The organism is Streptomyces sp. RLB3-17, assembly GCF_007113425.2.
Taxonomy (GTDB): Bacteria; Actinomycetota; Actinomycetes; order Streptomycetales; family Streptomycetaceae; genus Streptomyces; species Streptomyces mirabilis_D.
In genome coordinates, this window is record NZ_CP041610.2 from 6,842,489 (window position 1) to 6,862,281 (window position 19,793).

The following is a 19,793-nucleotide window of genomic DNA, read 5'->3' on the forward strand; positions in this document are numbered from 1 at the left end:
CCGTCACTTCCGCGCCGATCCTCCGCCGGTCCACCGACGGGCGGGCAGTCGCTTCTCGAACCAGTGGGCGGCGTAGACGTTGTCGTCGTAGCGCGGGATCTCGGTGTAGCCGCACGCCCGGTACATCGCCTGCGCCTCGGTGAGCACCGCGTGGGTGTCGAGGCGCACGACGCCGTACCCGCGCGCGACGGCCGCCCGCTCCAGTCCGTCGAGGATCCGGCGGGCGAGGCCGAGCCGCCGGGCCTCGGGCCGCACCCACACATGCCGGATCTCGCCGGTGTCCGGTGCGAGCCTGCGCAGCGCCCCGCACCCCATGGGACGCCCTTCCTCGTACGCGACCAGAAAGGCGCCCGAGTCCCCCGACACCTCGTCGGGCCGTACGAGGGCGGCGGGGTCGAAGCCCTCCGGGAACCGTGCGTCGATGTCGGCGGCGTACCCGGCGAGGCAGTCGCGTGCGTCGCGCGACGTACCGTCGACGGACTCGACGGTGATCGCGGCCAGCCGCAGCAGCCGCTCGGCGGCGGTGATGGCGGCGGTGAGCTCGCCGCGCCGGCGCTCGTCGAGGGAGCCGAGCAGCCCCTCGGCCAGCGCGTCGGCCCGCCGGTTCTGCTCCTCGACCTCGACCCGCCCGGCCGGCGTGAGCTCCGCGACCCGCAGCCGGCTGTCCTCGGCCGGGACGCTCACCCGCACCAGCCCCTGCGCCTGCAGCGCCCGGACCATCCGGCTCAGGTAGCCGGCGTCCAGGCCGAGCCGGCCGCGCAGCTCCCGCAGCGAGGCCCCGTCCCCGATCTCGAACAGCAGCCGCGCCTCGCCGAGCGGCCGGTCCTGTCCGAGGTAGTGGTCGTCGAGCGCTCCGATGCGCCGGGTGAAGTACCGGTTGAAGCGCCGCAGCGCCCGTACGTCCTCCGCTGACACCGACCGAGTCATTCTTTGACTTTAGTCAAAGAAAGCCCGCGCCGCTTCAGGACTTCTGCGGTTCGCTTCCCGGCGGCGAGATGCCGACCGAGCCGGCCGGTGTGCGCTTTGCGGTTTCTGGTCGCATTTCTGCTCTTTTTTCAGTGACGCCGGGCACTTTCGGTCACTGGTTGTGCATGCATTCCGGGTCGAGGGGCAGGCGCTCCCGGTCCCCGAGAGTGACACGCGTGTGACACACGGGCACGCAGGGGCACGGAACAGGAACGGAAGGCAACACCGACCATGGCCGGACACCAAGCGCACCAGGCTCAGCAGGCACAACAGACCCTTCACGTGGGTGGAGAGTGGCGGGCGGCCGTCTCCCGTGCCACCCGCGAGATCCTCGATCCCGCGGATGCCAAGCCGTTCGCCGTGGTCGCGGAGGGTGACGAGCGGGACGCGGACGCGGCCGTCGCCGCCGCCCGCCACGCCTTCGACACGGGGGAGTGGCCCCGCACCCCCGTCGCCGAGCGCGCCGCGCTGCTGCGCCGCGTCGCCGACCTCCTCGTCCGCGACCGCGAGGAGCTGGGACTCCTGGAGAGCCGCGACGCGGGCAAGACCCTGGAGGAGGGGCGGGTCGACATCGACTGTGTCGCGGACGCCTTCCGGTACTTCGCCGACCTCGTCGTGGGGGAGGGCGGCGGACGGGTCGTCGACGCCGGGTCCGCCGACGTCCACAGCGTCGTCGTGCACGAGCCCGTCGGTGTCTGCGCGCTGATCACCCCCTGGAACTACCCGCTCCTGCAGGCCAGTTGGAAGATCGCGCCCGCCCTCGCCGCCGGGAACACCTTCGTGGTCAAGCCGAGCGAGATCACCCCGCTGACGACGATCGCGCTGATACGGCTGCTCGCCGAGGCCGGCCTGCCCGCCGGGGTCGCGGGCCTCGTGACCGGCCCGGGGCACACGGTGGGCGCACGCCTCGCCGAGCACCCCGACGTCGACCTCGTCTCCTTCACCGGCGGCCTGGTCAGCGGCACGAAGGTGGCGCGGGCCGCCGCGGAGAGCGTCAAGAAGGTCGCCCTGGAACTCGGCGGCAAGAACCCCAACGTCGTCTTCGCCGACGCCTGCGCCACGGACGAGGACTTCGACACCGCCGTCGACCAGGCACTCAACGCCGCCTTCATCCACAGCGGCCAGGTCTGCTCGGCCGGATCCCGGCTCATCGTCGAGGAGTCCGTGCGCGAGCGCTTCGTCGCCGAACTCGCCCGCAGGGCCGGCCGGATCAGGCTCGGCCGCGGCACCGAGGACGGCGTCGAGTGCGGCCCCCTCGTGTCGGAGGGACAGCGCGAGAAGACCGAGGCGTACGTCGCCTCCGCGCTCGCGGAGGGCGCGGTGCTGCGGGCGGGCGGCCGCCGCCCCGAGCCGTCCGCCGAACGGCCCGCCACCGGGTACTTCTACGAGCCGACCGTCCTCGACCAGTGCCACCGGGAGATGAAGGTGGTCCGCGAGGAGGTCTTCGGGCCCGTCCTGACCGTGGAGACCTTCCGCACCGAGGACGAGGCCGTCGCGCTCGCCAACGACACCGAGTACGGGCTCGCGGGCGCCGTCTGGACCACCGACGCGGGCCGCGCCCGCCGCGTCGCGGGACGGCTGCGGCACGGCACCGTCTGGATCAACGACTTCCACCCCTACCTCCCGCAGGCGGAGTGGGGCGGCTTCGGGAAGAGCGGCGTAGGGCGCGAACTGGGCCCGGCGGGCCTCGCCGAGTACCGCGAGACCAAGCACGTCTACCAGAACCTGGCGCCGAAGCCGGTCCGCTGGTTCGCGGGCCGACCCCAGTGACGTAACCCCCCCACCCCACACAGCACTTGCCTCTGCACCCTGGAGCACCCCCATGCACGAAAGCACTCACGAGAACGCGTCCGAGAACACGTACGACTACGTCGTCATCGGCGGCGGCACGGCAGGCTCCGTCATCGCCTCCCGTCTCACCGAGAACGCCGACGTGACGGTCGCCGTCATCGAGGGCGGTCCCAGCGACGTCGGCCGTGAGGACGTCCTCACCCTGCGCCGTTGGACGGGCCTGCTCGGCGGCGAACTGGACTACGACTACCCGACCACCGTGCAGCCGCGCGGCAACTCGCACATCCGGCACAGCCGGGCCCGCGTCCTCGGCGGCTGTTCGTCCCACAACACGCTGATCGCCTTCAAGCCGCTGCCGTCCGACTGGGACGAGTGGGAGGCGGCGGGCGCCAAGGGCTGGGGCGCGGTGCCCATGGAGGCGTACTTCGCGCGGCTCCTCAACAACATCGTCCCGGTCGACGAGAAGGACCGCAACGCCATCGCCCGCGACTTCGTCGAAGCCGCCCAGGGCGCGCTGGGCGTGCCCCGCGTCGAGGGCTTCAACAAGAAGCCGTTCACCGAGGGCACCGGCTTCTTCGACCTCGCCTACCACCCCGAGAACAACAAGCGCTCCAGCGCGTCGGTCGCGTATCTCCACCCGGTGATGGACGAACGGCCCAACCTCACGCTGCTGCTGGAGACCTGGGCCTACCGGCTGGAGCTGGAGGGGACCCGCGCCACGGGCGTGCACGTGCGCGCCAAGGACGGCACGGAGAGCCTCGTACGGGCCCGGCGCGAGGTCCTGCTGTGCGCGGGCGCGGTCGACTCGCCGCGACTGCTGCTGCACTCCGGGATCGGGCCCGCCCACGACCTGGCGGAGCTCGGCGTACCCGTCGCCCACGACCTGCCCGGCGTCGGCGAGAACCTGCTCGACCACCCCGAGTCGGTCATCGTCTGGGAGACCGACGGGCCGATCCCGGAGAACTCGGCGATGGACTCCGACGCGGGCCTGTTCGTGCGCCGCGACCCCGAACAGGCGGGCCCCGACCTGATGTTCCACTTCTACCAGATCCCCTTCATGGACAACCCGGAGCGGCTGGGCTACGAACGCCCGGCGCACGGCGTCTCCATGACCCCCAACATCCCCAAACCGCGCAGCCGCGGCCGCCTCTATCTGACCAGCGCCGATCCATCGGTCAAGCCCGCCCTCGACTTCCGCTACTTCACGGACGAGGACGACTACGACGGCCGCACCCTCGTCGAGGGCATCCGCATCGCCCGCCGCATCGCCCGCACCGAGCCGCTCGCCGGCTGGCTCAAGCGCGAGGTGTGCCCCGGGCCCGAGGTCACCGACGACGAGGAGCTGAGCGCGTACGCCCGTCAGGTCGCGCACACCGTCTACCACCCGGCGGGCACCTGCCGGATGGGCGCCACGGACGACCCACTGGCCGTGGTCGACCCCGAGTTGAGGGTGCGCGGTCTCGACGGTCTGCGGATCGCCGACGCGTCCGTCTTCCCGACGATGCCCGCCGTGAACCCGATGATCGGAGTGCTCATGGTCGGGGAGAAATGCGCCGAGCTGATCGGGGGCGGTGCGTGATGAGTACGACCACCGGCACCCCTGCCCGTACGCCCGCCAGTGCCCCCGGTTCCGCCGACGCCGTCTTCTCCGTCGACGGCCTGTGGAAGGTGTTCGGGCCGAAGGCCGAGCGCGTCCCCGCCGACCCCGGGCTCGCCGCCCTCGACCCCGCCGAACTCCGCTCCCGCACCGGCTGCACGGCCGCCCTCCGGGACGTCGGCTTCGACGTCCGCAAGGGCGAGGTCTTCGTCGTCATGGGGCTGTCCGGCTCCGGCAAGTCCACGCTGGTCCGCTGCCTGACCCGGCTGATCGAGCCGACCGCGGGCGCGATCGTCATCGACGGCGAGGACGTACGCGCCATGGACAAGAACCGGCTGCGGGAACTGCGCCGCCACCGCGCCGCGATGGTCTTCCAGCACTTCGGCCTGCTCCCGCACCGCTCGGTGCTCGACAACGTGGCGTACGGCCTGGAGATCCAGGGCATCGGCAAGGCCGAGCGCCGGAAGCGGGCAGCCGAGGTCGTCGCCAAGGTCGGCCTGGAGGGCATGGAACAGCGCCGGCCCGCCCAGCTCTCGGGCGGCCAGCAGCAGCGCGTGGGACTCGCCCGCGCGCTCGCCGTCGACCCCCAGGTCCTGCTCTTCGACGAGCCGTTCAGCGCGCTCGACCCGCTGATCCGGCGCGACATGCAGGAAGAGGTCATCCGGCTGCATCAGGATGAGGGCCGCACGATGGTCTTCATCACCCACGACCTCAACGAGGCGCTGCGCCTCGGCGACCGCATCGCGCTCATGCGCGACGGCCGTGTCGTCCAGCTCGGCACCCCCGAGGAGATCGTCGGCTCACCCGCCGACGACTACGTCCGCGAGTTCGTCCGGGACGTACCCCGCGAACAGGTCATGACCGTCCGTACGGCCATGCGGGCCGCGTCCGCCGCGGAGGCCGCCCGGGGTCCGGCGCTCGCACCCGACGCGACCGTCTCCGAGGCCATCGAGGCGGTGGCCCGCTCGGGCGACCCCGCCCGCGTGATGGACCACGGACGCTGCCTCGGCGTCGTGGACTCGGCGGCGCTGCTCGGCGTCGTGGCCGGCGCGGACACGCCCGCCACCGGGGCGCCGGACGGCCCCCGTGGGGAGGCCGCCTGATGGCCACCGTCACCGCGACCGTCGGTCACTCCGGCGTCTCCGCGCTGCTCAAGAACCTCCGCGGACACCGGGCCGTCGGCAAGCTGCTGCTGCTCGCCGTCGCGGCGGCCGTGATCGTCCCGGTCCTCGACTCCCACTGGGCGAGCGGCACCTGGCCGGGCGCCCTCACCGTCGATCTTTCCGCACCCCTCGGCAGAGCCAGCGAGTGGATCATCGACAACCGGGACAGCCACCCCCTGTTCCTGTACTTCTTCGGGTACGTCAGCAGCGCCGTCGTCCTCTCCGTGCGCGCCGTCTACGTGGTGCTGCTCGCGGCGGGCTGGGCCGGTGTGACAGCCGTCGCAGCACTCGTCGCCTGGCGCACGGCGGGCGTACGGCTCGCGCTCGGCACGGCCGCCGCGTTCCTCGCCTGCGGACTGCTCGGCATGTGGGTGCCGACCATGCAGACCCTCGCGCTCATGGTGGTCGCCGTCCTCGCGTCCGTCCTGCTGGGCGCGCTGCTCGGCCTCGCCGCCGGTCTCTCCGACCGCACCTACCGCGCGCTGCGCCCCGTCCTCGACACCATGCAGGTGCTCCCCGCGTTCGCGTACCTCCTCCCCGTCGTTCTCGTCTTCGGCATCGGAGTGCCCGCCGCCGTCCTCGCCACCGTCGTGTACGCCGCCCCGCCCATGGCCCGCCTCACCGCGCTCGGCCTGCGGGACGCCGACGCCGGGGTGATGGAGGCCGTCACCTCGCTCGGTGCCACCGCCCGCCAGCGCCTGCAGACCGCCCGCCTCCCGCTGGCCCGCAAGGAACTCCTCCTCGGCCTCAACCAGACGATCATGATGGCCCTGTCCATGGCGGTCATCGCCTCCGTGATCGGCGCGGGCGGCCTCGGCGACCGCGTCTACCAGGCGCTGGCCTCCGTCGACGTGGGCGCCGCCCTCGCCGCCGGCATCCCGATCGTGTTGCTCGCGGTCGTCCTGGACCGGGTGACGGGAGCGGCGGGGGAGCGGCTCGGCTCGGACTCCGGGGCGACGGCACCGCGCTGGGCGTACGCCGCCGCCGCGGCCCTCGCCGTGGCGCTGGCCGGACATCTCACCGGCCGGCTCGCCTGGCCCGCCTCCTGGACCCTCTCCATCGCCGAGCCCGTGAACCGGGTCGTCGACTGGATGACCAACCACCTCTACTCCGGCGTCCCCTACATCGGCGGCACCGCCGACTGGGCGGGCCACTTCACCACCTGGGTCCTGGACCCCGTCCGGGACGGCCTCCAGTGGCTGCCCTGGTGGTCGGTCCTGCTGATCGTCGCCGCCCTCGCCTGGCTGATCGGCACCTGGCGCACCGCCCTCACCGCGGTCCTCGCGATGGCCGTGATCGGGGTGCTCGGCGTGTGGAAGCCGTCCCTGGACACGCTGTCGCAGGTCCTCGCCGCGGTCGCCGTGACCCTCGTGCTCGGCTTCGCGACCGGGATCGCGGCGGCACGCAGCGAGCGCGTCGAGCGGCTGCTGCGGCCGGTCCTGGACGTCTTCCAGACGATGCCGCAGTTCGTCTACCTGATCCCGGTGGTGGCGCTGTTCGGCGTCGGCCGCGCGCCGGCCGTGGCCGCCGCGGTCGTCTACGCGCTGCCCGCCGTCGTCCGCATCACCACCCAGGGCCTGCGCGCCGTCGACCCGGCCGCGCTGGAGTCGGCCCGCTCGCTCGGCGCCACCGGCGCCCAGCAGCTGCGCCAGGTCCAGCTGCCGCTGGCCCGCCAGTCGCTGCTGCTCGCCGTCAACCAGGGCGTCGTGCTCGTCCTCGCCGTCGTCATCATCGGCGGTCTGGTCGGCGGTGGCGCACTCGGCTACGACGTCGTGTTCGGCCTCGCGCAGGGCGACCTGGCGACCGGCCTCGTGGCCGGCGCGGCGATCGTCTGCCTCGGCCTGATGCTCGACCGGGTGACCCAGCCGACCGCGCGGACCACGAAGAAGGGAGCGTGACATGCGCCTACGTACGACTTCGGTGATGGCCGGTGCGGCCGCGCTGCTGACGCTGACCGGTTGCGGCGCCGTCGACATGACCAAGCAGGCCTCGCCCTTCGCGAACGCGCGAGGCTCGAAGAGCCTGACCCTCTCCGTCCAGTCCTGGGTCGGCGCGCAGGCCAACGTGGCCGTCGCGCAGTACCTGCTGGAGCACGAACTCGGCTACCGCGTCGACACCGTCCAGGTCGACGAGGTCCCCGCGTGGGACGCGCTCAGCCAGGGCCGGGTCGACGCCATCCTGGAGGACTGGGGCCACCCCGACCAGGAGAAGCGGTACGTCGAGGACAAGAAGACCATCGCCCCCGGCGGGGACCTGGGCGTCACCGGGCACATCGGCTGGTACGTCCCGACGTACTTCGCCAAGCAGCACCCCGACGTGACCGACTGGAAGAACCTCAACAAGTACGCCGGCCAGATGCGGACCGCGGAGAGCGGCGGCAAGGGCCAGCTCATGGACGGCTCGCCCTCCTACGTCACCAACGACAAGGCCCTGGTGGCCAACCTGAAGCTGAACTACCAAGTGGTGTTCGCCGGTTCGGAGGCCGCGCAGATCACCCAGATGAAGCAGTTCGCCAAGGAGAAGAAGCCCTTCCTCACCTACTGGTACTCGCCCCAGTGGCTCTTCAAGAAGGTCCCGATGACGGAGGTGAAGCTGCCGCCGTACAAGGAGGGCTGCGACGCCGACGCGGCCAAGGTCGCCTGCGCCTACCCGCACACACCGCTCCAGAAGTACCTGAACGCCGACTTCGCGAAGAGCGGCGGCAAGGCGGCCGCCTTCCTGAAGAAGTTCAAGTGGACCACCGAGGACCAGAACGAGGTCTCCCTGATGATCGCGAACGACAAGCTGTCGGCGCAGGACGCGGCGAAGAAGTGGGTCGACAGCCACGCGTCGACATGGCGCGCGTGGCTGGCGTGACCCCGGCTACCGCGCGAACCCGTTGACCGGGCCCGGGATCCCGGCCCGCGGCAGTGGCAGCACGTCGACGGGGGCGCCGACCGGATACCCGCGGTCGGCGCCCGCCGGGACGTACAGCGCGGCCTCGACCACGCTCACGGCGCGTATCCCCCCGGCGGGATCCGACGGCTCACCATCACCCGGTTCCAGCCGTTGATCGCGGTGACCAGGGCGATGAGATGCGCGAGCCGGACGTCGTCGAAGTGCTCGGCCGCCCGCGCGTACACCTCGTCCGGCACGAAGCCCTCCGTCAGGACGGTCACCGCCTCCGTCAGCGCCAGCGCCGCCCGCTCGCGCCCGCTGTAGAGGTCCTCCGCTTCCTCCCAGGCGTTGAGGAGCTGGAGGCGGTCCTCGGACTCGCCGTTCTTGCGGGCCAGTTCGAGGTGCATGTCGAGGCAGAAGGCGCAGTGGTTGAGCTGGGAGGCGCGGATCATGACGAGTTCGGCGAGCGCGGGCTCGCCGAGCCCCTTCTTCGCGGCGGCGCTCAGCGCGGACAGGGCCCGCCCGACCGCCGGGTCGAGCACCTTCGTACGCTCCCTCGTGGCTTCGCCGCGCTCCGTCACTGGTGCCGGCCCGCCTCGTAGTGACCCGGGACCATGCGCGTGCTCACGCCGAACCGGTTCCACGCGTTGATCACCGTGATCGCGGCGATCAGCTGCGCCAGCTCGGCCTCCTCGAAGTGCTGGGCCGCCTTCTCGTACACCTCGTCCGGCACGAATCCGTCGGTGAGGACGGTGACGGCCTCGGTCAGCTCGATCGCCGCGAGTTCCTTCGCCGTGTAGAAGTGCTTCGACTCCTCCCACGCGCTGAGCTGGACGATCCGCTGCACGCTCTCCCCGGCGGCCAGCGCGTCCTTGGTGTGCATGTCGAGGCAGAACGCGCAGTGGTTGAGCTGCGAGGCACGGATCTTCACCAGCTCGCGCAGCTTCGGCTCCAGCCCCTGCTGCGCGGCCGTCTCCAGCCGGAGCATGGCCTTGTAGACCTCGGGGGCGTGCTTGGCCCAGTGCAGGCGGGGGCTGTGCTCGGGGGCGTACTCGGCGGTGGTGTCGGTCGTGGCGGTCGTCTCGGTGGTGGTGTCGTTCGTCGTCATGTTCTCGACCCTACGAGCGAAGCAGCCCAGGTGTATGGTCCATTTACATGGCGAAATCTTGGGCCACTTTCGGGGTCGACCTCCACGTCGAGCCGACCGGACCGGGTGTCCGCAGAGGTCTGACGGAAGCCCTCCGCGAGGCGGTCCGCAGTGGCCGCCTCGCGCCCGGCACCCGGCTGCCCTCCTCCCGCTCCCTGGCCGCGGACCTGGGCATCGCCCGCAACACGGTCGCGGAGGCGTACGCGGACCTGGTGGCGGAGGGCTGGCTCACCGCCCGCCAGGGCTCGGGCACGAGCGTCGCCCGCCGCCCGGTGCCGGCCCCCTCCACCACATGGGCACCCGGCCGCCCGACCCACGCCCGCCCGGCGTACGACCTGGTCCCCGGCACCCCCGACCTGTCCTCCTTCCCCCGCGCGGCCTGGCTGAAGGCCTCCCGCCGCGCCCTGACCGCCGCCCCGCACGAGGCCCTCGACTACGGCGACCCGCGCGGCCGGGTGGAACTGCGCACCGCCCTGGCCGGCTACCTGGCCCGCGCCCGGGGCGTCCGCACGGACCCGGAGCACATCGTCATCTGTTCCGGCTTCGTGCACGGCCTGATGCTGCTCGGCCAGGTGCTGCGCGAGCGGGGACTGAACTCGCTGGCCGTGGAGTCCTACGGGCTCGACGTCCACTGGCGGCTGCTGGAGCGGGCCGGGCTGCGGACGGTGCCGCTCGGGTTCGACGAACTCGGCACGCGCACGGAGGAGTTGGCGGCCGGCCCGCGGGGCGGGGACGCGCTGGGAGGCGTACGAGCGGTGCTGATGACGCCCGCCCACCAGTTCCCGATGGGCGTACCGCTGCACCCCGACCGGCGGGCGCAGGTGGTGGACTGGGCACGGCGCGGGGGCGGTCTGATCCTGGAGGACGACTACGACGGGGAGTTCCGCTACGACCGTCAGCCGGTCGGCGCCCTTCAGGGCCTCGACCCCGACCACGTGGTCCATGTGGGCACGGCCAGCAAGTCGCTGGCCCCGGGTCTGCGGCTGGGCTGGCTGGTGCTGCCGCCGTCGCTCGCCCCGGAGGTGGTCGCGGCGAAGGGCGGGGTGGACTGGTCGTGCGGGGTGCTGGACCAGCTCACCCTGGCGGAGTTCATCACGTCGGGCGCCTACGACCGCCACGTCCGCGCGTCCCGGCTGCGCTACCGGCGCCGCCGGGACGCCCTGGTGGCGCGGCTCGCCGAACAGGCTCCCGGGGTCCGGGCCACGGGCATCGCGGCGGGCCTGCACGTGGTGCTGCGCCTGCCGCCCGGCACCGAGCAGGAGACGCTGCGGGCGGCGGCCTGGCAGGGGCTCGCGGTGCACGGGCTCGACCGCTACCGCCACCCCGAGTCGCCCGCCGAGCGGACCGACGCACTGGTGGTGGGGTACGGGACACCGCCGGACCACGGGTGGTCCGGGGCGCTGGACGCATTGTGCGCGGCACTGCCTTTCAACGGCACTTTCAACGGAACCTTCCACGGCAATTTCAACGGCACTTTCCGCAACGAGGGAGACGACGGCCTTTTCCGTGGAATAGAGTCGCCTCATGAGCAATAGTGAAGCCCTGTCCCGTGTGGCCCTGAAGAAGATTACCCCCGAGGTGTCCGGTGCCATGGGCGCCTTGCACGGTGCCGCCGTTTCCGCGGCCCAGGACGCCAAGGTCGAACCGGAACTCCTGGAGCTGATCAGGATTCGCGCCTCGCAGCTCAACGGCTGTGCGTTCTGCCTCGACATGCACACCAAGGACGCCCGCGCCGGGGGCGAGACCGAGCAGCGGATCTACGCCCTGAACGCCTGGCGGGAGACCCCGTTCTTCACTGAACGGGAGCGTGCCGCACTGGCGTTGACCGAGGCCGTGACGCTGGTCCACGACGGACACGTGCCGGACGCGGTCTACGCCGCGGCGGCGGAGGTCTTCGACGAGGCCCAGATCGCGGCGCTGATCTGGGCGGCCACCGTCATCAACGCGTACAACCGGATCGCGATCGCGACCCGCATGGTGCCGGGTGCCCATCAGCCCGCCCAGAAGAAAAGCTGAATTCGGGAACGAGGGCACGAGAGAGAGCGCCGGGGCGAATTCAATTCGTCCCGGCGCTGCTTTTCGGTCATCGGCCCGTCTTCGGTTTTCGTGTCCGGAATTCAGTCGGCCGGCAGCGGTTCCATGACGTCGTCCAGCCACTGCCGCCATTCCGGGGCGCGCACGGCCGGCCCCGGGCTCATCGGCCGCGCCGTCCAGGCGGTCACCGGCCGAATTCCGTGCAGCGCGTTCACGAGCCACACCTCACGGCCGTCGAGCTCGGCCACGGTCCGTTCGCGGTGGGCGACACGGATGCCGGACCGGTGGGCCCGCTCCTGGATGAGGCCGGCCGTCACTCCGGCCAGGACGGGCAGCTGCGGCGAGGGCAGGCACAGGGTGTCGTCCTCCCACCACAGCACGCTGGCCGTGGCCGCCTCAAGGACCACACCGGAGGACGCGATCAGCACCGCTTCTTCCGCGCCTTCCCCGGATGCCCGCCGCCTCACCCGGGCCAGGGTGTCCAGGTCGGGCCCCTTGCGGCGGGGGACGGTCCGTGGATCGCTCTGCCCCGCCGCCCAGACCCGTACGCCCGTGCCGAGCGGCGGCGCGTGCCGCAGCAGCAGCCGCAACTCCATGGAGCCCGAGGCCAGTTCGACCCGGGGGAACCACTCCCCGGTGCGCGGCAGCGCGGCGGTCATGTCCCGCCAGAACGCGACGAGCCGGTCCAGCGGTGGGCCGCCGCAGTCGCCGCAGGCCCGCAGGAAGCGTTCCCGGTGCCGGTCGAAGCCGCGCATCCGGCCGTCGCGCAGCAGCCACGAGTCCGCGACGAGCAGCCGGCCGCCCGGCAACGTACCGGGGGCCGGACCGGAAGTCAGCCCACGGCCTGGCGCCCACGCCAACAACTCCTCCGCGATGGCCGGTTGTGTCACTGCGTACCCCTCTCGGTCTCAGTACGTGCGGCCCGCGACAGCGGGCGAACCGTTCCGTGGCCCGTACGGCGCGTGCTCCAGCCAGGAACCGCACCACGGCAGCACGGGCGCGAGCGCCGCCGCCGCCCGCTGCTTGACGCGGACGATCCGGCGGTGCGGTCGCAGATGGTCCAGCGCGCTGCCGGCGGCCGCGCTGTTGAACAGGGCCGCGGCCCGCCGGACCTTGGCGAACCCGGCGACGGCCTCGGCCGTCCCGTCGGCGATCGCCCGCGCGGCGGCCGCCGCGTCCGCGATCCCGCTGTTCATCCCGCGCGCGCCGAACGGCGGGAACAGATGGGCGGCCTCGCCGACCAGCAGCACCCGCCGGTGCGGGTCGCTGAACGAGGCGGCGACCTTGCGCAGGAAACGGTACGTCGACACCCACAGGATCCGCTCGGCGTACCCGTCGCCCACCACCGCGGGCAGCCATTCCCGTACGGCCTCCTCGGTCCCGTACGCCTCCTGCGCGTCGTCGTCCCGGCACTGCAGGTCGACCTGGAAGCCCCCGGTGAACGGCACCCGCATCACACTGCGGCCGCCCACCCCCGGGTGCTCGTAGTGGAAGACCCGCTCCAGCGGCAGCTCGGCGCCCGGCAGGTCGGCGACGTCCACGACGACATGGAAGCCGTCCGCGCGCGTCCCCTCCATCGGGATGCCCAGCTCGCCCCGGACCGCCGAGCGCGCCCCGTCCGCGGCGACGGCGTGCGTGCCGGTCCAGACGCGGCCGTCCTCGCCGGTGAGCACGACCTCCGTCGGTGCGACGCGCACCCCCGTCACCCGCACCCCCCACGCGAACTCCACTCCGGCCGCCTCGCACGCGGCGCGCAGGAAACGCTCGGTGTCCACCTGACGCAGGCTGGTGAAGGGCGGGAGGCCGGGCGCGGACGGTGGCGGGAAGGTGCGGGCGTACACCTCGCGGCCCCGGTACAGGGTCCGTCGGGTGTGCCAGGTGCGCCCGTACGCCGTGACCTCGGCGGCCAGTCCCGGGCGCATCCCGTCGAGCAGCCGCAGGGTCTCCCGGTGGACGAACAGGGCGCGGCTGCCCGGGCGTTCGCGCTCCTCGGGGTCCGCCTCCAGGAGCACGACCGGCAGCCCGTGCGCGCGCAGCGCGAGCGCCGCCGACAGCCCGACGGGCCCGGCGCCCACCACGAGGACCGGCCGGGCGGGGGCGTCGCCGCTCACGTGCGCGCGCCCTCGGTCAGCATGCGGGTGATCTCCACCCGCTTCACCTTCCAGGTCGCGGTCATCGGCAGTTCCTCGAAGCGCCACTGCCGGGGCTCGGCCAGGGGCGGCAGATCGGCCGTCGCCTCCCGCCAGCGCGCCGGGTCCAGCGGCCGCTCGCCGCGCACGCACACCACCGGCACCGGTTCGCGGTCCGCGCCGGGCACGATGACCACCTCACGCAGTTCCTCCAGCCGGTCCATCAGCGCGTCCTCGACCTCCAGATTGCTGTGCACCGAGTCGATCCGATCGATCTCACGGTCGATCAGATACAGCCCGCCCAGCCGGCCCTGGTACCCCATGTCGCCCATCTGCCACCAGCCGCCGCCGTCCAGTTGGCGCAGGTACTGCTCCCGGGCGCCGAGATAGGTGAGGATCCGCCCTCTGGTGCGGGCCTCGATGCGGCCGGGCGTGCCGGGCCTGGCCCGCCCGCCGGAGTCGTCCGTGACCCGGACCCGGGTGAACCCGGGGATCCCGATCCCGACCCGGCGCCCGTCGGCGCGGGCGGCGCTGCGCCGGGTGAACCACTGGAAGGCCACCGGACCTGTCTCGCTCTGCCCGTACAGCTGGATCAGCCAGGGCGCGCGCCGCTTCGAGGCGTCCAGCAGCCGCCGTACGGTGCGCGGATGGATGGCGTCGAACGTGGAGCCGTACGAGCGGACCCGGGACAGCGGCGCTCCGGGCGCGTCGGCCAGCTCCTCCCACAGCACGAAGGTGTTGGGGTGGGTCTCGACGATGCCGGGTCGGTGCCGGGTCAGCAGCGGTCCCACCGTGGCGGGGTCCGGGTCGGTGATGAGCACGAGCGGGCTGCCGAAGTGCAGCAGGACGCCGAGCAGGTGGTAGAAGCGCGAGTGCACGAACGACATGTGCAGCGCGGCGGTCTCGCCGCGGGTGGGCCAGCCCATCGCCTTCTGCGGGACGAGCCGGTTCCACATGGTGTTCGCGCAGTGCACGGCGAGCTTGGGCAGGCCGGTGGTGCCCGAGCTGTGGGTGATCAGGGCGGGCTCGCGCGGATGAAGCCGGACGGGAGAGGGGGTTTCCGCCCCGGCGTACTTCTCCAGGGGTTCGGCCCCGGGCGCGTCGTCCACGGAGAGCGTCCGTCGTACGAGGGTGGAGAGGTCGACGTCCGCCAGCGGGCCTTCCAGCTTGGCTCTGTCGGTGATCAGCCAGGGTTGGTGGAGCCGTTCGAGGAGCCGGCCCACCACCGGGCCCGCGAGCGCGGGGGACAGGAGGACGGGAACGGCCCCGATACGGGAGACGGCGCAGGTCAGCAGGACGATGTCGACGTTGTCCGTCTTGTGGACGACCACCTCCTCCGAGGGCCGGACCCCGGCCTCCCACAGCCGTCCGGAGAGCTCCTCGACCACCTCGGCCAGTACCGGATAGCTGAGGTCGACCCCGAGGCCGGGACGGACGTCGAGCGGCCGGTCCAGGGTGACGAACACGGCTCCGTGGCGGTCCGCCGCGTGGCGGAACATCGGGCCCAGGTAGAAACCGCGGTCGGCGAGCAGGGGCTGCTGCTGTCGCATGGGCCCGTTCCCTTCTGTCCTGTGGCTGTGGCTGTGGCTGTGGTCCGGGTCTGTGGTCGTGGCCCGTGGTCGTGGTGCCGCGGGGGTCACCAGGCGCCCTGGCGGACGAGGTGGCGGCGGAGCTTTCCTGTCGAGGTGCGGGGCAGGGACGGGACGAAGCTGATGGCTCTGGGGACCTTGAACGCGGCGAGGTGCTCGCGCGCCAGGCCCACGAGTTCGGTCTCGAGACCCGACGGCCCGGACAGTCCGGAGAGGCCGTGCGGCAGGGGCGAGACGGGGACCACGAAGGCCCGCAGCCGGCTGAAGCCGCGCCAGTCGGTCATGGCCGCGACCGCGACCTCCTTCACCGCAGGATGGGTCCGCAGTACGGCCTCGACCTCCAGCGGGGAGATGGTGATCCCGCCGACCATCTCCAGGTCGTCGGTGCGTCCCAGGTGCCGGTAGCTGCCGTCCGGCTCCCGGCGCGCCCGGTCGTGGGTGGCCAGCCAGCCGCCGACCAGGGTGCGTTCCGTCTCCTCGGGCCGGTTCAGATAGCCGGGCGTCAGCGTCGGCCCGCGCACCCAGAGTTCGCCCTCCGCGCCGTCCTCCACCGGCACACCGGCGCCGTCGCGCAGCTCCACCTCGAAACCGGGGACCGGGCGGCCGACCGTGCCCGGGTGGTTGTGCTCGAAGCTGTTCGCGCAGAACGCGTGACCGGCCTCGGTGGAGCCGATCTGCTCCAGGACCGGCGCGCCCAGCAGATCGGCGACCTGCTTCTCGAGCCCCGCGGGCAGGCCCTCCCCGGCCGACACGGCGGCGCGTACGGAGGCGAAGCAGGTCGCGTGGCCGCTGCCCCGGTCGGCGACGAGGGCGGCGTACGCGGAGGGCACGGAGTAGAGCAAGGTGACCCGGTGCCGGGCGACCAGCTCGTCCACGGCGGCCGGGTTCGGACGCCGGTCCACCAGGACGGCGGAGGAGCCGGAGAAGAGCGGGAAGACGAAGGCGTTGCCGAAGCCGTACGCGAAGTACAGCTTCGACACCGACAGGGTGACGTCGTCCGGGGTGATCCGCAGCAGCCGTCGGCCGATGAGGTCGTGGTACGTCTTCGGGTCGCCGTGACAGTGCACGACACCCTTGGGCCGGCCGGTGGTGCCGGAGGTGTACTGGACGTAGAGCGGGGTGTGCGCGTCGACCGGGTGCGCGGCGGCCGGCTCGGCGTCGGCGGTGAGCGCCATCAGCTGATCGGCGCCGAGGCGCACACGGTCGGTGAAGCGGTCCTCCAGGCCCGGTCCGGTCACGCAGAGCACGGCCTTGGCGTCCTCGGCCATGAACGCGTGCTCGGCCGGGGGCAGTTCGGGGTTGACCAGGACCGCGACGGCGCCCAGCCGGGCGGTGGCGAGGAAGGCCGCCACCCAGGCTATGCCGTCGGGCAGCGCGAGCAGTACCCGGTCTCCCGCGCCCACGCCGTGCCCGCGGAGCACACCGGCCGCGCGGCCCGCGAGCTCGTGCACCTCGCCGTGCGTCCAGGCCCGGTGGCCCTGGTGGAAGGCGATCCGGTCGCCCCAGCCGCGCCGCTCGGCGAGCGCGGCGAGATGGGTGGCGAGGTTGCCGGGGGCGTCGGCGTCCGCGTGGGTGCCGGTCGGCGACCGCGGAGTCGGCGTGGACGTGGGGATCGTCACCGGGCGGGCTCCTCTACGGCGGCACGGCGGGGAGCGTCAGCCCGACGGGCGTTCACCCCTGCCGAGGTGGCTTCCTGGTGCTCCCGCAGGGCCCGCATCTGTGCCGCCGTCTTCAGCAGCATCTCGTCGTACTCCGCGGCCGGATCGGAGTCGAGGACGATCGCGCCGCCCGCGCCCAGGTGCGTCAGCCCCTCCGCGAGTACGGCGGTACGGATGACGATGCTGAGGTCGGCGCCGCCGCTGCACCCCAGGTAGCCGAGGGCTCCGGAGTACACCCCGCGCGCCTCGGTCTCCAGCGTGTCGATGATCTCCATGGTGCGCAGCTTCGGCGCGCCGGTCATCGAGCCGCCGGGGAAGCAGGCGCGGACGCAGTCCACCGCGTCCGTCTCCGGGCGCAGCCGGCCCTCGACGGTGGAGACGAGCTGGTGCACGGTGGCGTAGGTCTCGGTGGCCATGAGCCGGGAGACGCGTACCGTCCCGGTCCGGCAGACCCGGCCCAGGTCGTTGCGGAGCAGGTCGACGATCATCAGGTTCTCGGCGCGGGTCTTGGCGTCGGCGGCCAGCGCGTCCCGCAGGCGTGTGTCCTCCTCCGGGGTGCCGCCCCGGGGCGCGGTGCCCTTGATGGGCCGGGCCTCGGCGACGCCGCCGCGGGTGATCCGCAGGAAGCGCTCGGGGGAGGCGCCCGCCACGTCGAGGTCGCCGAACCGCAGGAAGGCCGCGTACGGCGCCGGGTTGACGCGGCGCAGCACCCGGTAGAAGTCGTACGCGTCGGGCGGCGCGGGCAGCCGGGCGGCGTTGGTCAGACAGATCTCGTAGCTGGTGCCCGCGCGGAGTTCGCGTGTGCAGGCCTCGATGTCCGCGAGGTAGGTGGACCGGTCGCGGACGAGCCACGGTTCGGCGGCGTCGAGGTCCGGCTCGGCCGACACGGGAGCGGGCGGTAACGGCTGCGGCTCGGGGCCGACGAAGGTGAGCTGGGCGAGTGCGCCGTCGAGCCAGTCGGTGGCCTCCCGGGTGGCCTGGGGGGTGTCCTCGGCCACACAGACGGCGTAGGTGAAGCCTTCCTGGTGGTCCACGGCGATCAGGCGGTCGGCGAACAGCCAGCAGGCGTCGGGGGTTTCGGCCCGGTGGCGGTTCGGGGAGCCGCAGTCGGCCTTGGTCTCGTACCCGAAGTAGCCGACGTATCCGCCGGTGAAGTCGAAGGGCAGCCCGGTGGCGTCCACGCGGCGGTTCGCCAACTGCCGCTTGAGGTAGTCGAAGACGCTCGCCCGGACCTTGCGCGCGGGCCGGCCGGCCCGCTCGATCTCGCAGCGGCCGCTCGTGACGTCGTACCGGACGAACTCCGACAGCGGCCCGGAGCCGTCACCGAAGAACGAGAACCGTGACCGCCCCTCCTCGACCCGCGCGCTGTCCAGCCAGAACGCCCGCGGGGAGGCGGCGTACATGCGGGTGAAGGCGGCCTCCGCGTCGACGGCGGTGGCGATGCGGCGGGTGTGCAGCCGGTGGGCGGGGCGGACGGTCCGCGCGGGGCGGGAGGGCGTGGCGGGGGCGGGGACGGCCGCCGCGGACGGGGGGACCGCGGTGTTCTTCGTACGGGTCTTGCGGGCGCGTTGCGCCGTGAGGTTGCGGAAGTTCACGAGCATCCGATGGCCGTACTCGGTGAGGACGGACTCCGGGTGGAACTGCACCCCCCACAGCGGCCGGGTACGGTGCCGCAGCCCCATCAGGACGCCGTCCTCGGACCAGGCCGTGGCTTCCAGCGTCTCGGGCAGCGGCTCGCGCACGGACAGCGAGTGGTAGCGGACCGCGGTGAAGTGCTGCGGCAGCCCCTGGAACAGGTCCCGCTCGTCGTGCCGGATTCTCGACAGATGCCCGTGCCGGGGCTCCGGGGCGGGCAGCACCCGGCCCCGCTCCCCGAGTGCGATGCCCTGGTGGCCCAGGCAGACACCGAGCACCGGGATCGTGGACTCCGCGAGCACTCTGGCGCTGATCCCGAAGTCACGGGATTCGGCCGGGTGCCCCGGTCCCGGCGACACCACCACATTGTCGAATTCCGAGAGATCCGGAGTTCTTCCGCCTGTTCCGTCGGGGGCGGCGTCGTTGAGGATCACCACCGGCTCCTCGCCGTTGACCTCGGCGATCAGCTGGAACAGGTTGTACGTGTACGAGTCGTAATTGTCGATGAGCAGGGTCTTCACCCGCCCACCTCCCTTTGATCGTTCTCGGGCCTACGCGGTCCGTCTTTTGTGGCGTCCGCGGAGCGCCTGGAGCGGTGGGTACAGCCATTTCTTGAAGAACCGCTGAAGGCGCGGCATGAGAATCCAGGTGACGAGGGCCGTCACACACAGACACAGCAGCAGTGTTCGGATGAGCGGATTGAGACCACCGAGATACGGAATCACTAGCAGATTGAATAACAGCACCGGTGGGAAAACCGCGCTCATATTCACGAACCAAAGCTTCCATTTCGCGGGCGGGGGCGGTGCGGCCGGCGGTTTCGGCGGGCCGGTCTGGGCGTCGAACCAGCTCTTGGAGCCCCGCACGCTCCGCCGGCCCGTCTCCCGGGCGAACGGGTCCGCCCGGGTGGCCCACTGCGCCCGGATGGTCGAGTCTTCCCAGGCCAGGGCCGACCCCTCGCTGTCGAAGCGGTAGACCACATGCCACTCCGCCTCTCCGTCGGCAAGTACACCACCCCCCAGGAAGCCCGGTTCGCGCGAGCTCGCCCGCAGTACGGCCCACCCCCAGGAGTGGAAGTCGGTCTCGCGGCCCGGGATCACGTGATACGCCACGGTGACGGTTACGGGATTCCTGGTCACGCCATCGAGTACGGAAAGCGCGTACCGCGCGTTCAAATCTTCAACGAAGTTTCTCGAGTGTCCGGATC

The 19,793-nt window shown here is 72.4% G+C and carries 17 protein-coding genes; 7 read left to right on the plus strand and 10 right to left on the minus strand.

Annotated features, from left to right (window positions below):
• Window positions 1-3: 3 nt before the first annotated feature.
• Window positions 4-927, minus strand: a complete 924-nt coding sequence (locus FNV62_RS31080) for a helix-turn-helix domain-containing GNAT family N-acetyltransferase (RefSeq protein WP_143609043.1) — start codon at window positions 925-927, stop codon at window positions 4-6.
• A 270-nt stretch (window positions 928-1,197) separates the two neighbouring features.
• Here FNV62_RS31080 and FNV62_RS31085 point away from each other — a divergent pair, with 270 nt between their 5' ends.
• From FNV62_RS31085 to FNV62_RS31105, 5 genes are read left to right on the plus strand one after another with little or no spacing between them, the layout of a single operon-like run.
• Window positions 1,198-2,736, plus strand: a complete 1,539-nt coding sequence (locus FNV62_RS31085) for an aldehyde dehydrogenase family protein (RefSeq protein WP_097285928.1) — start codon at window positions 1,198-1,200, stop codon at window positions 2,734-2,736.
• Window positions 2,737-2,788: 52 nt separating this feature from the next.
• On the plus strand, window positions 2,789-4,336 hold the full coding sequence (locus FNV62_RS31090; protein ID WP_143609045.1) for a GMC family oxidoreductase: 1,548 nt from the start codon (window positions 2,789-2,791) through the stop codon (window positions 4,334-4,336).
• Entirely contained in the window at window positions 4,336-5,457 is a 1,122-nt protein-coding gene (locus FNV62_RS31095; RefSeq protein WP_143627856.1) for a quaternary amine ABC transporter ATP-binding protein, read from the plus strand. The genes FNV62_RS31090 and FNV62_RS31095 overlap by 1 nt, the downstream gene beginning before the upstream one ends.
• Window positions 5,457-7,415, plus strand: a complete 1,959-nt coding sequence (locus tag FNV62_RS31100) for an ABC transporter permease (protein WP_097285931.1) — start codon at window positions 5,457-5,459, stop codon at window positions 7,413-7,415. The genes FNV62_RS31095 and FNV62_RS31100 overlap by 1 nt, the downstream gene beginning before the upstream one ends.
• A gap of 1 nt (window position 7,416) precedes the next feature.
• Window positions 7,417-8,373, plus strand: coding sequence for an ABC transporter substrate-binding protein (locus FNV62_RS31105; protein ID WP_097285932.1), 957 nt, complete (start codon window positions 7,417-7,419; stop codon window positions 8,371-8,373).
• A gap of 6 nt (window positions 8,374-8,379) precedes the next feature.
• Here FNV62_RS31105 and FNV62_RS57160 read toward each other — a convergent pair whose 3' ends face one another.
• From FNV62_RS57160 to FNV62_RS31120, 3 genes are read right to left on the minus strand one after another with little or no spacing between them, the layout of a single operon-like run.
• On the minus strand, window positions 8,380-8,511 hold the full coding sequence (locus FNV62_RS57160) for a hypothetical protein (protein WP_257040369.1): 132 nt from the start codon (window positions 8,509-8,511) through the stop codon (window positions 8,380-8,382).
• A complete protein-coding gene (locus FNV62_RS31115; protein WP_373559508.1) occupies window positions 8,508-8,936 on the minus strand; it encodes a carboxymuconolactone decarboxylase family protein in 429 nt (142 codons plus the stop codon). Before FNV62_RS31115 ends, FNV62_RS57160 begins: the two co-directional genes overlap by 4 nt.
• 35 nt (window positions 8,937-8,971) lie before the next feature.
• The gene (locus tag FNV62_RS31120; RefSeq protein WP_054233735.1) at window positions 8,972-9,502 is read right to left on the minus strand and encodes a carboxymuconolactone decarboxylase family protein; all 531 of its coding nucleotides are present in this window, start codon (window positions 9,500-9,502) and stop codon (window positions 8,972-8,974) included.
• Window positions 9,503-9,549: 47 nt separating this feature from the next.
• Between FNV62_RS31120 and FNV62_RS31125 the strand changes: the two genes are divergently transcribed.
• Both FNV62_RS31125 and FNV62_RS31130 read left to right on the plus strand, forming a co-directional pair.
• Complete coding sequence (locus FNV62_RS31125; RefSeq protein WP_225900434.1) at window positions 9,550-11,076, plus strand: PLP-dependent aminotransferase family protein; 1,527 nt, start codon at window positions 9,550-9,552, stop codon at window positions 11,074-11,076.
• Complete coding sequence (locus FNV62_RS31130; RefSeq protein WP_097285934.1) at window positions 11,066-11,557, plus strand: carboxymuconolactone decarboxylase family protein; 492 nt, start codon at window positions 11,066-11,068, stop codon at window positions 11,555-11,557. Before FNV62_RS31125 ends, FNV62_RS31130 begins: the two co-directional genes overlap by 11 nt.
• A gap of 101 nt (window positions 11,558-11,658) precedes the next feature.
• Here FNV62_RS31130 and FNV62_RS31135 read toward each other — a convergent pair whose 3' ends face one another.
• The 6 genes from FNV62_RS31135 to FNV62_RS31160 form a co-directional block, all read right to left on the minus strand.
• Window positions 11,659-12,465, minus strand: a complete 807-nt coding sequence (locus tag FNV62_RS31135) for an aminotransferase class IV (protein ID WP_143627860.1) — start codon at window positions 12,463-12,465, stop codon at window positions 11,659-11,661.
• An 18-nt stretch (window positions 12,466-12,483) separates the two neighbouring features.
• The gene (locus tag FNV62_RS31140; RefSeq protein WP_143627862.1) at window positions 12,484-13,686 is read right to left on the minus strand and encodes an FAD-dependent monooxygenase; all 1,203 of its coding nucleotides are present in this window, start codon (window positions 13,684-13,686) and stop codon (window positions 12,484-12,486) included.
• Window positions 13,683-15,254 (minus strand): class I adenylate-forming enzyme family protein, encoded by a 1,572-nt coding sequence (locus FNV62_RS31145; RefSeq protein ID WP_143602692.1) that lies wholly within the window; start codon window positions 15,252-15,254, stop codon window positions 13,683-13,685. The genes FNV62_RS31140 and FNV62_RS31145 overlap by 4 nt, the downstream gene beginning before the upstream one ends.
• 86 nt (window positions 15,255-15,340) lie before the next feature.
• Entirely contained in the window at window positions 15,341-16,906 is a 1,566-nt protein-coding gene (locus FNV62_RS31150) for an AMP-binding protein (RefSeq protein ID WP_143652172.1), read from the minus strand.
• 2 nt (window positions 16,907-16,908) lie between these two features.
• Window positions 16,909-19,107 (minus strand): aminodeoxychorismate synthase component I, encoded by a 2,199-nt coding sequence (gene pabB / locus FNV62_RS31155; protein WP_143627864.1) that lies wholly within the window; start codon window positions 19,105-19,107, stop codon window positions 16,909-16,911.
• A 30-nt stretch (window positions 19,108-19,137) separates the two neighbouring features.
• A complete protein-coding gene (locus FNV62_RS31160; RefSeq protein ID WP_225900436.1) occupies window positions 19,138-19,761 on the minus strand; it encodes an antibiotic biosynthesis monooxygenase in 624 nt (207 codons plus the stop codon).
• Window positions 19,762-19,793: the final 32 nt, after the last annotated feature.

Bases quoted from the DNA above. Each gene is read 5' to 3' on its own strand.
- FNV62_RS31080 (WP_143609043.1), bottom strand. From the start codon at position 927: ATGACTCGGTCGGTGTCAGCGGAGGACGTACGGGCGCTGCGGCGCTTC.
- FNV62_RS31085 (WP_097285928.1), top strand. From the start codon at position 1,198: ATGGCCGGACACCAAGCGCACCAGGCTCAGCAGGCACAACAGACCCTT.
- FNV62_RS31090 (WP_143609045.1), top strand. From the start codon at position 2,789: ATGCACGAAAGCACTCACGAGAACGCGTCCGAGAACACGTACGACTAC.
- FNV62_RS31095 (WP_143627856.1), top strand. From the start codon at position 4,336: ATGAGTACGACCACCGGCACCCCTGCCCGTACGCCCGCCAGTGCCCCC.
- FNV62_RS31100 (WP_097285931.1), top strand. From the start codon at position 5,457: ATGGCCACCGTCACCGCGACCGTCGGTCACTCCGGCGTCTCCGCGCTG.
- FNV62_RS31105 (WP_097285932.1), top strand. From the start codon at position 7,417: ATGCGCCTACGTACGACTTCGGTGATGGCCGGTGCGGCCGCGCTGCTG.
- FNV62_RS31120 (WP_054233735.1), bottom strand. From the start codon at position 9,502: ATGACGACGAACGACACCACCACCGAGACGACCGCCACGACCGACACC.
- FNV62_RS31125 (WP_225900434.1), top strand. From the start codon at position 9,550: ATGGCGAAATCTTGGGCCACTTTCGGGGTCGACCTCCACGTCGAGCCG.
- FNV62_RS31130 (WP_097285934.1), top strand. From the start codon at position 11,066: ATGAGCAATAGTGAAGCCCTGTCCCGTGTGGCCCTGAAGAAGATTACC.
- FNV62_RS31145 (WP_143602692.1), bottom strand. From the start codon at position 15,254: ATGCGACAGCAGCAGCCCCTGCTCGCCGACCGCGGTTTCTACCTGGGC.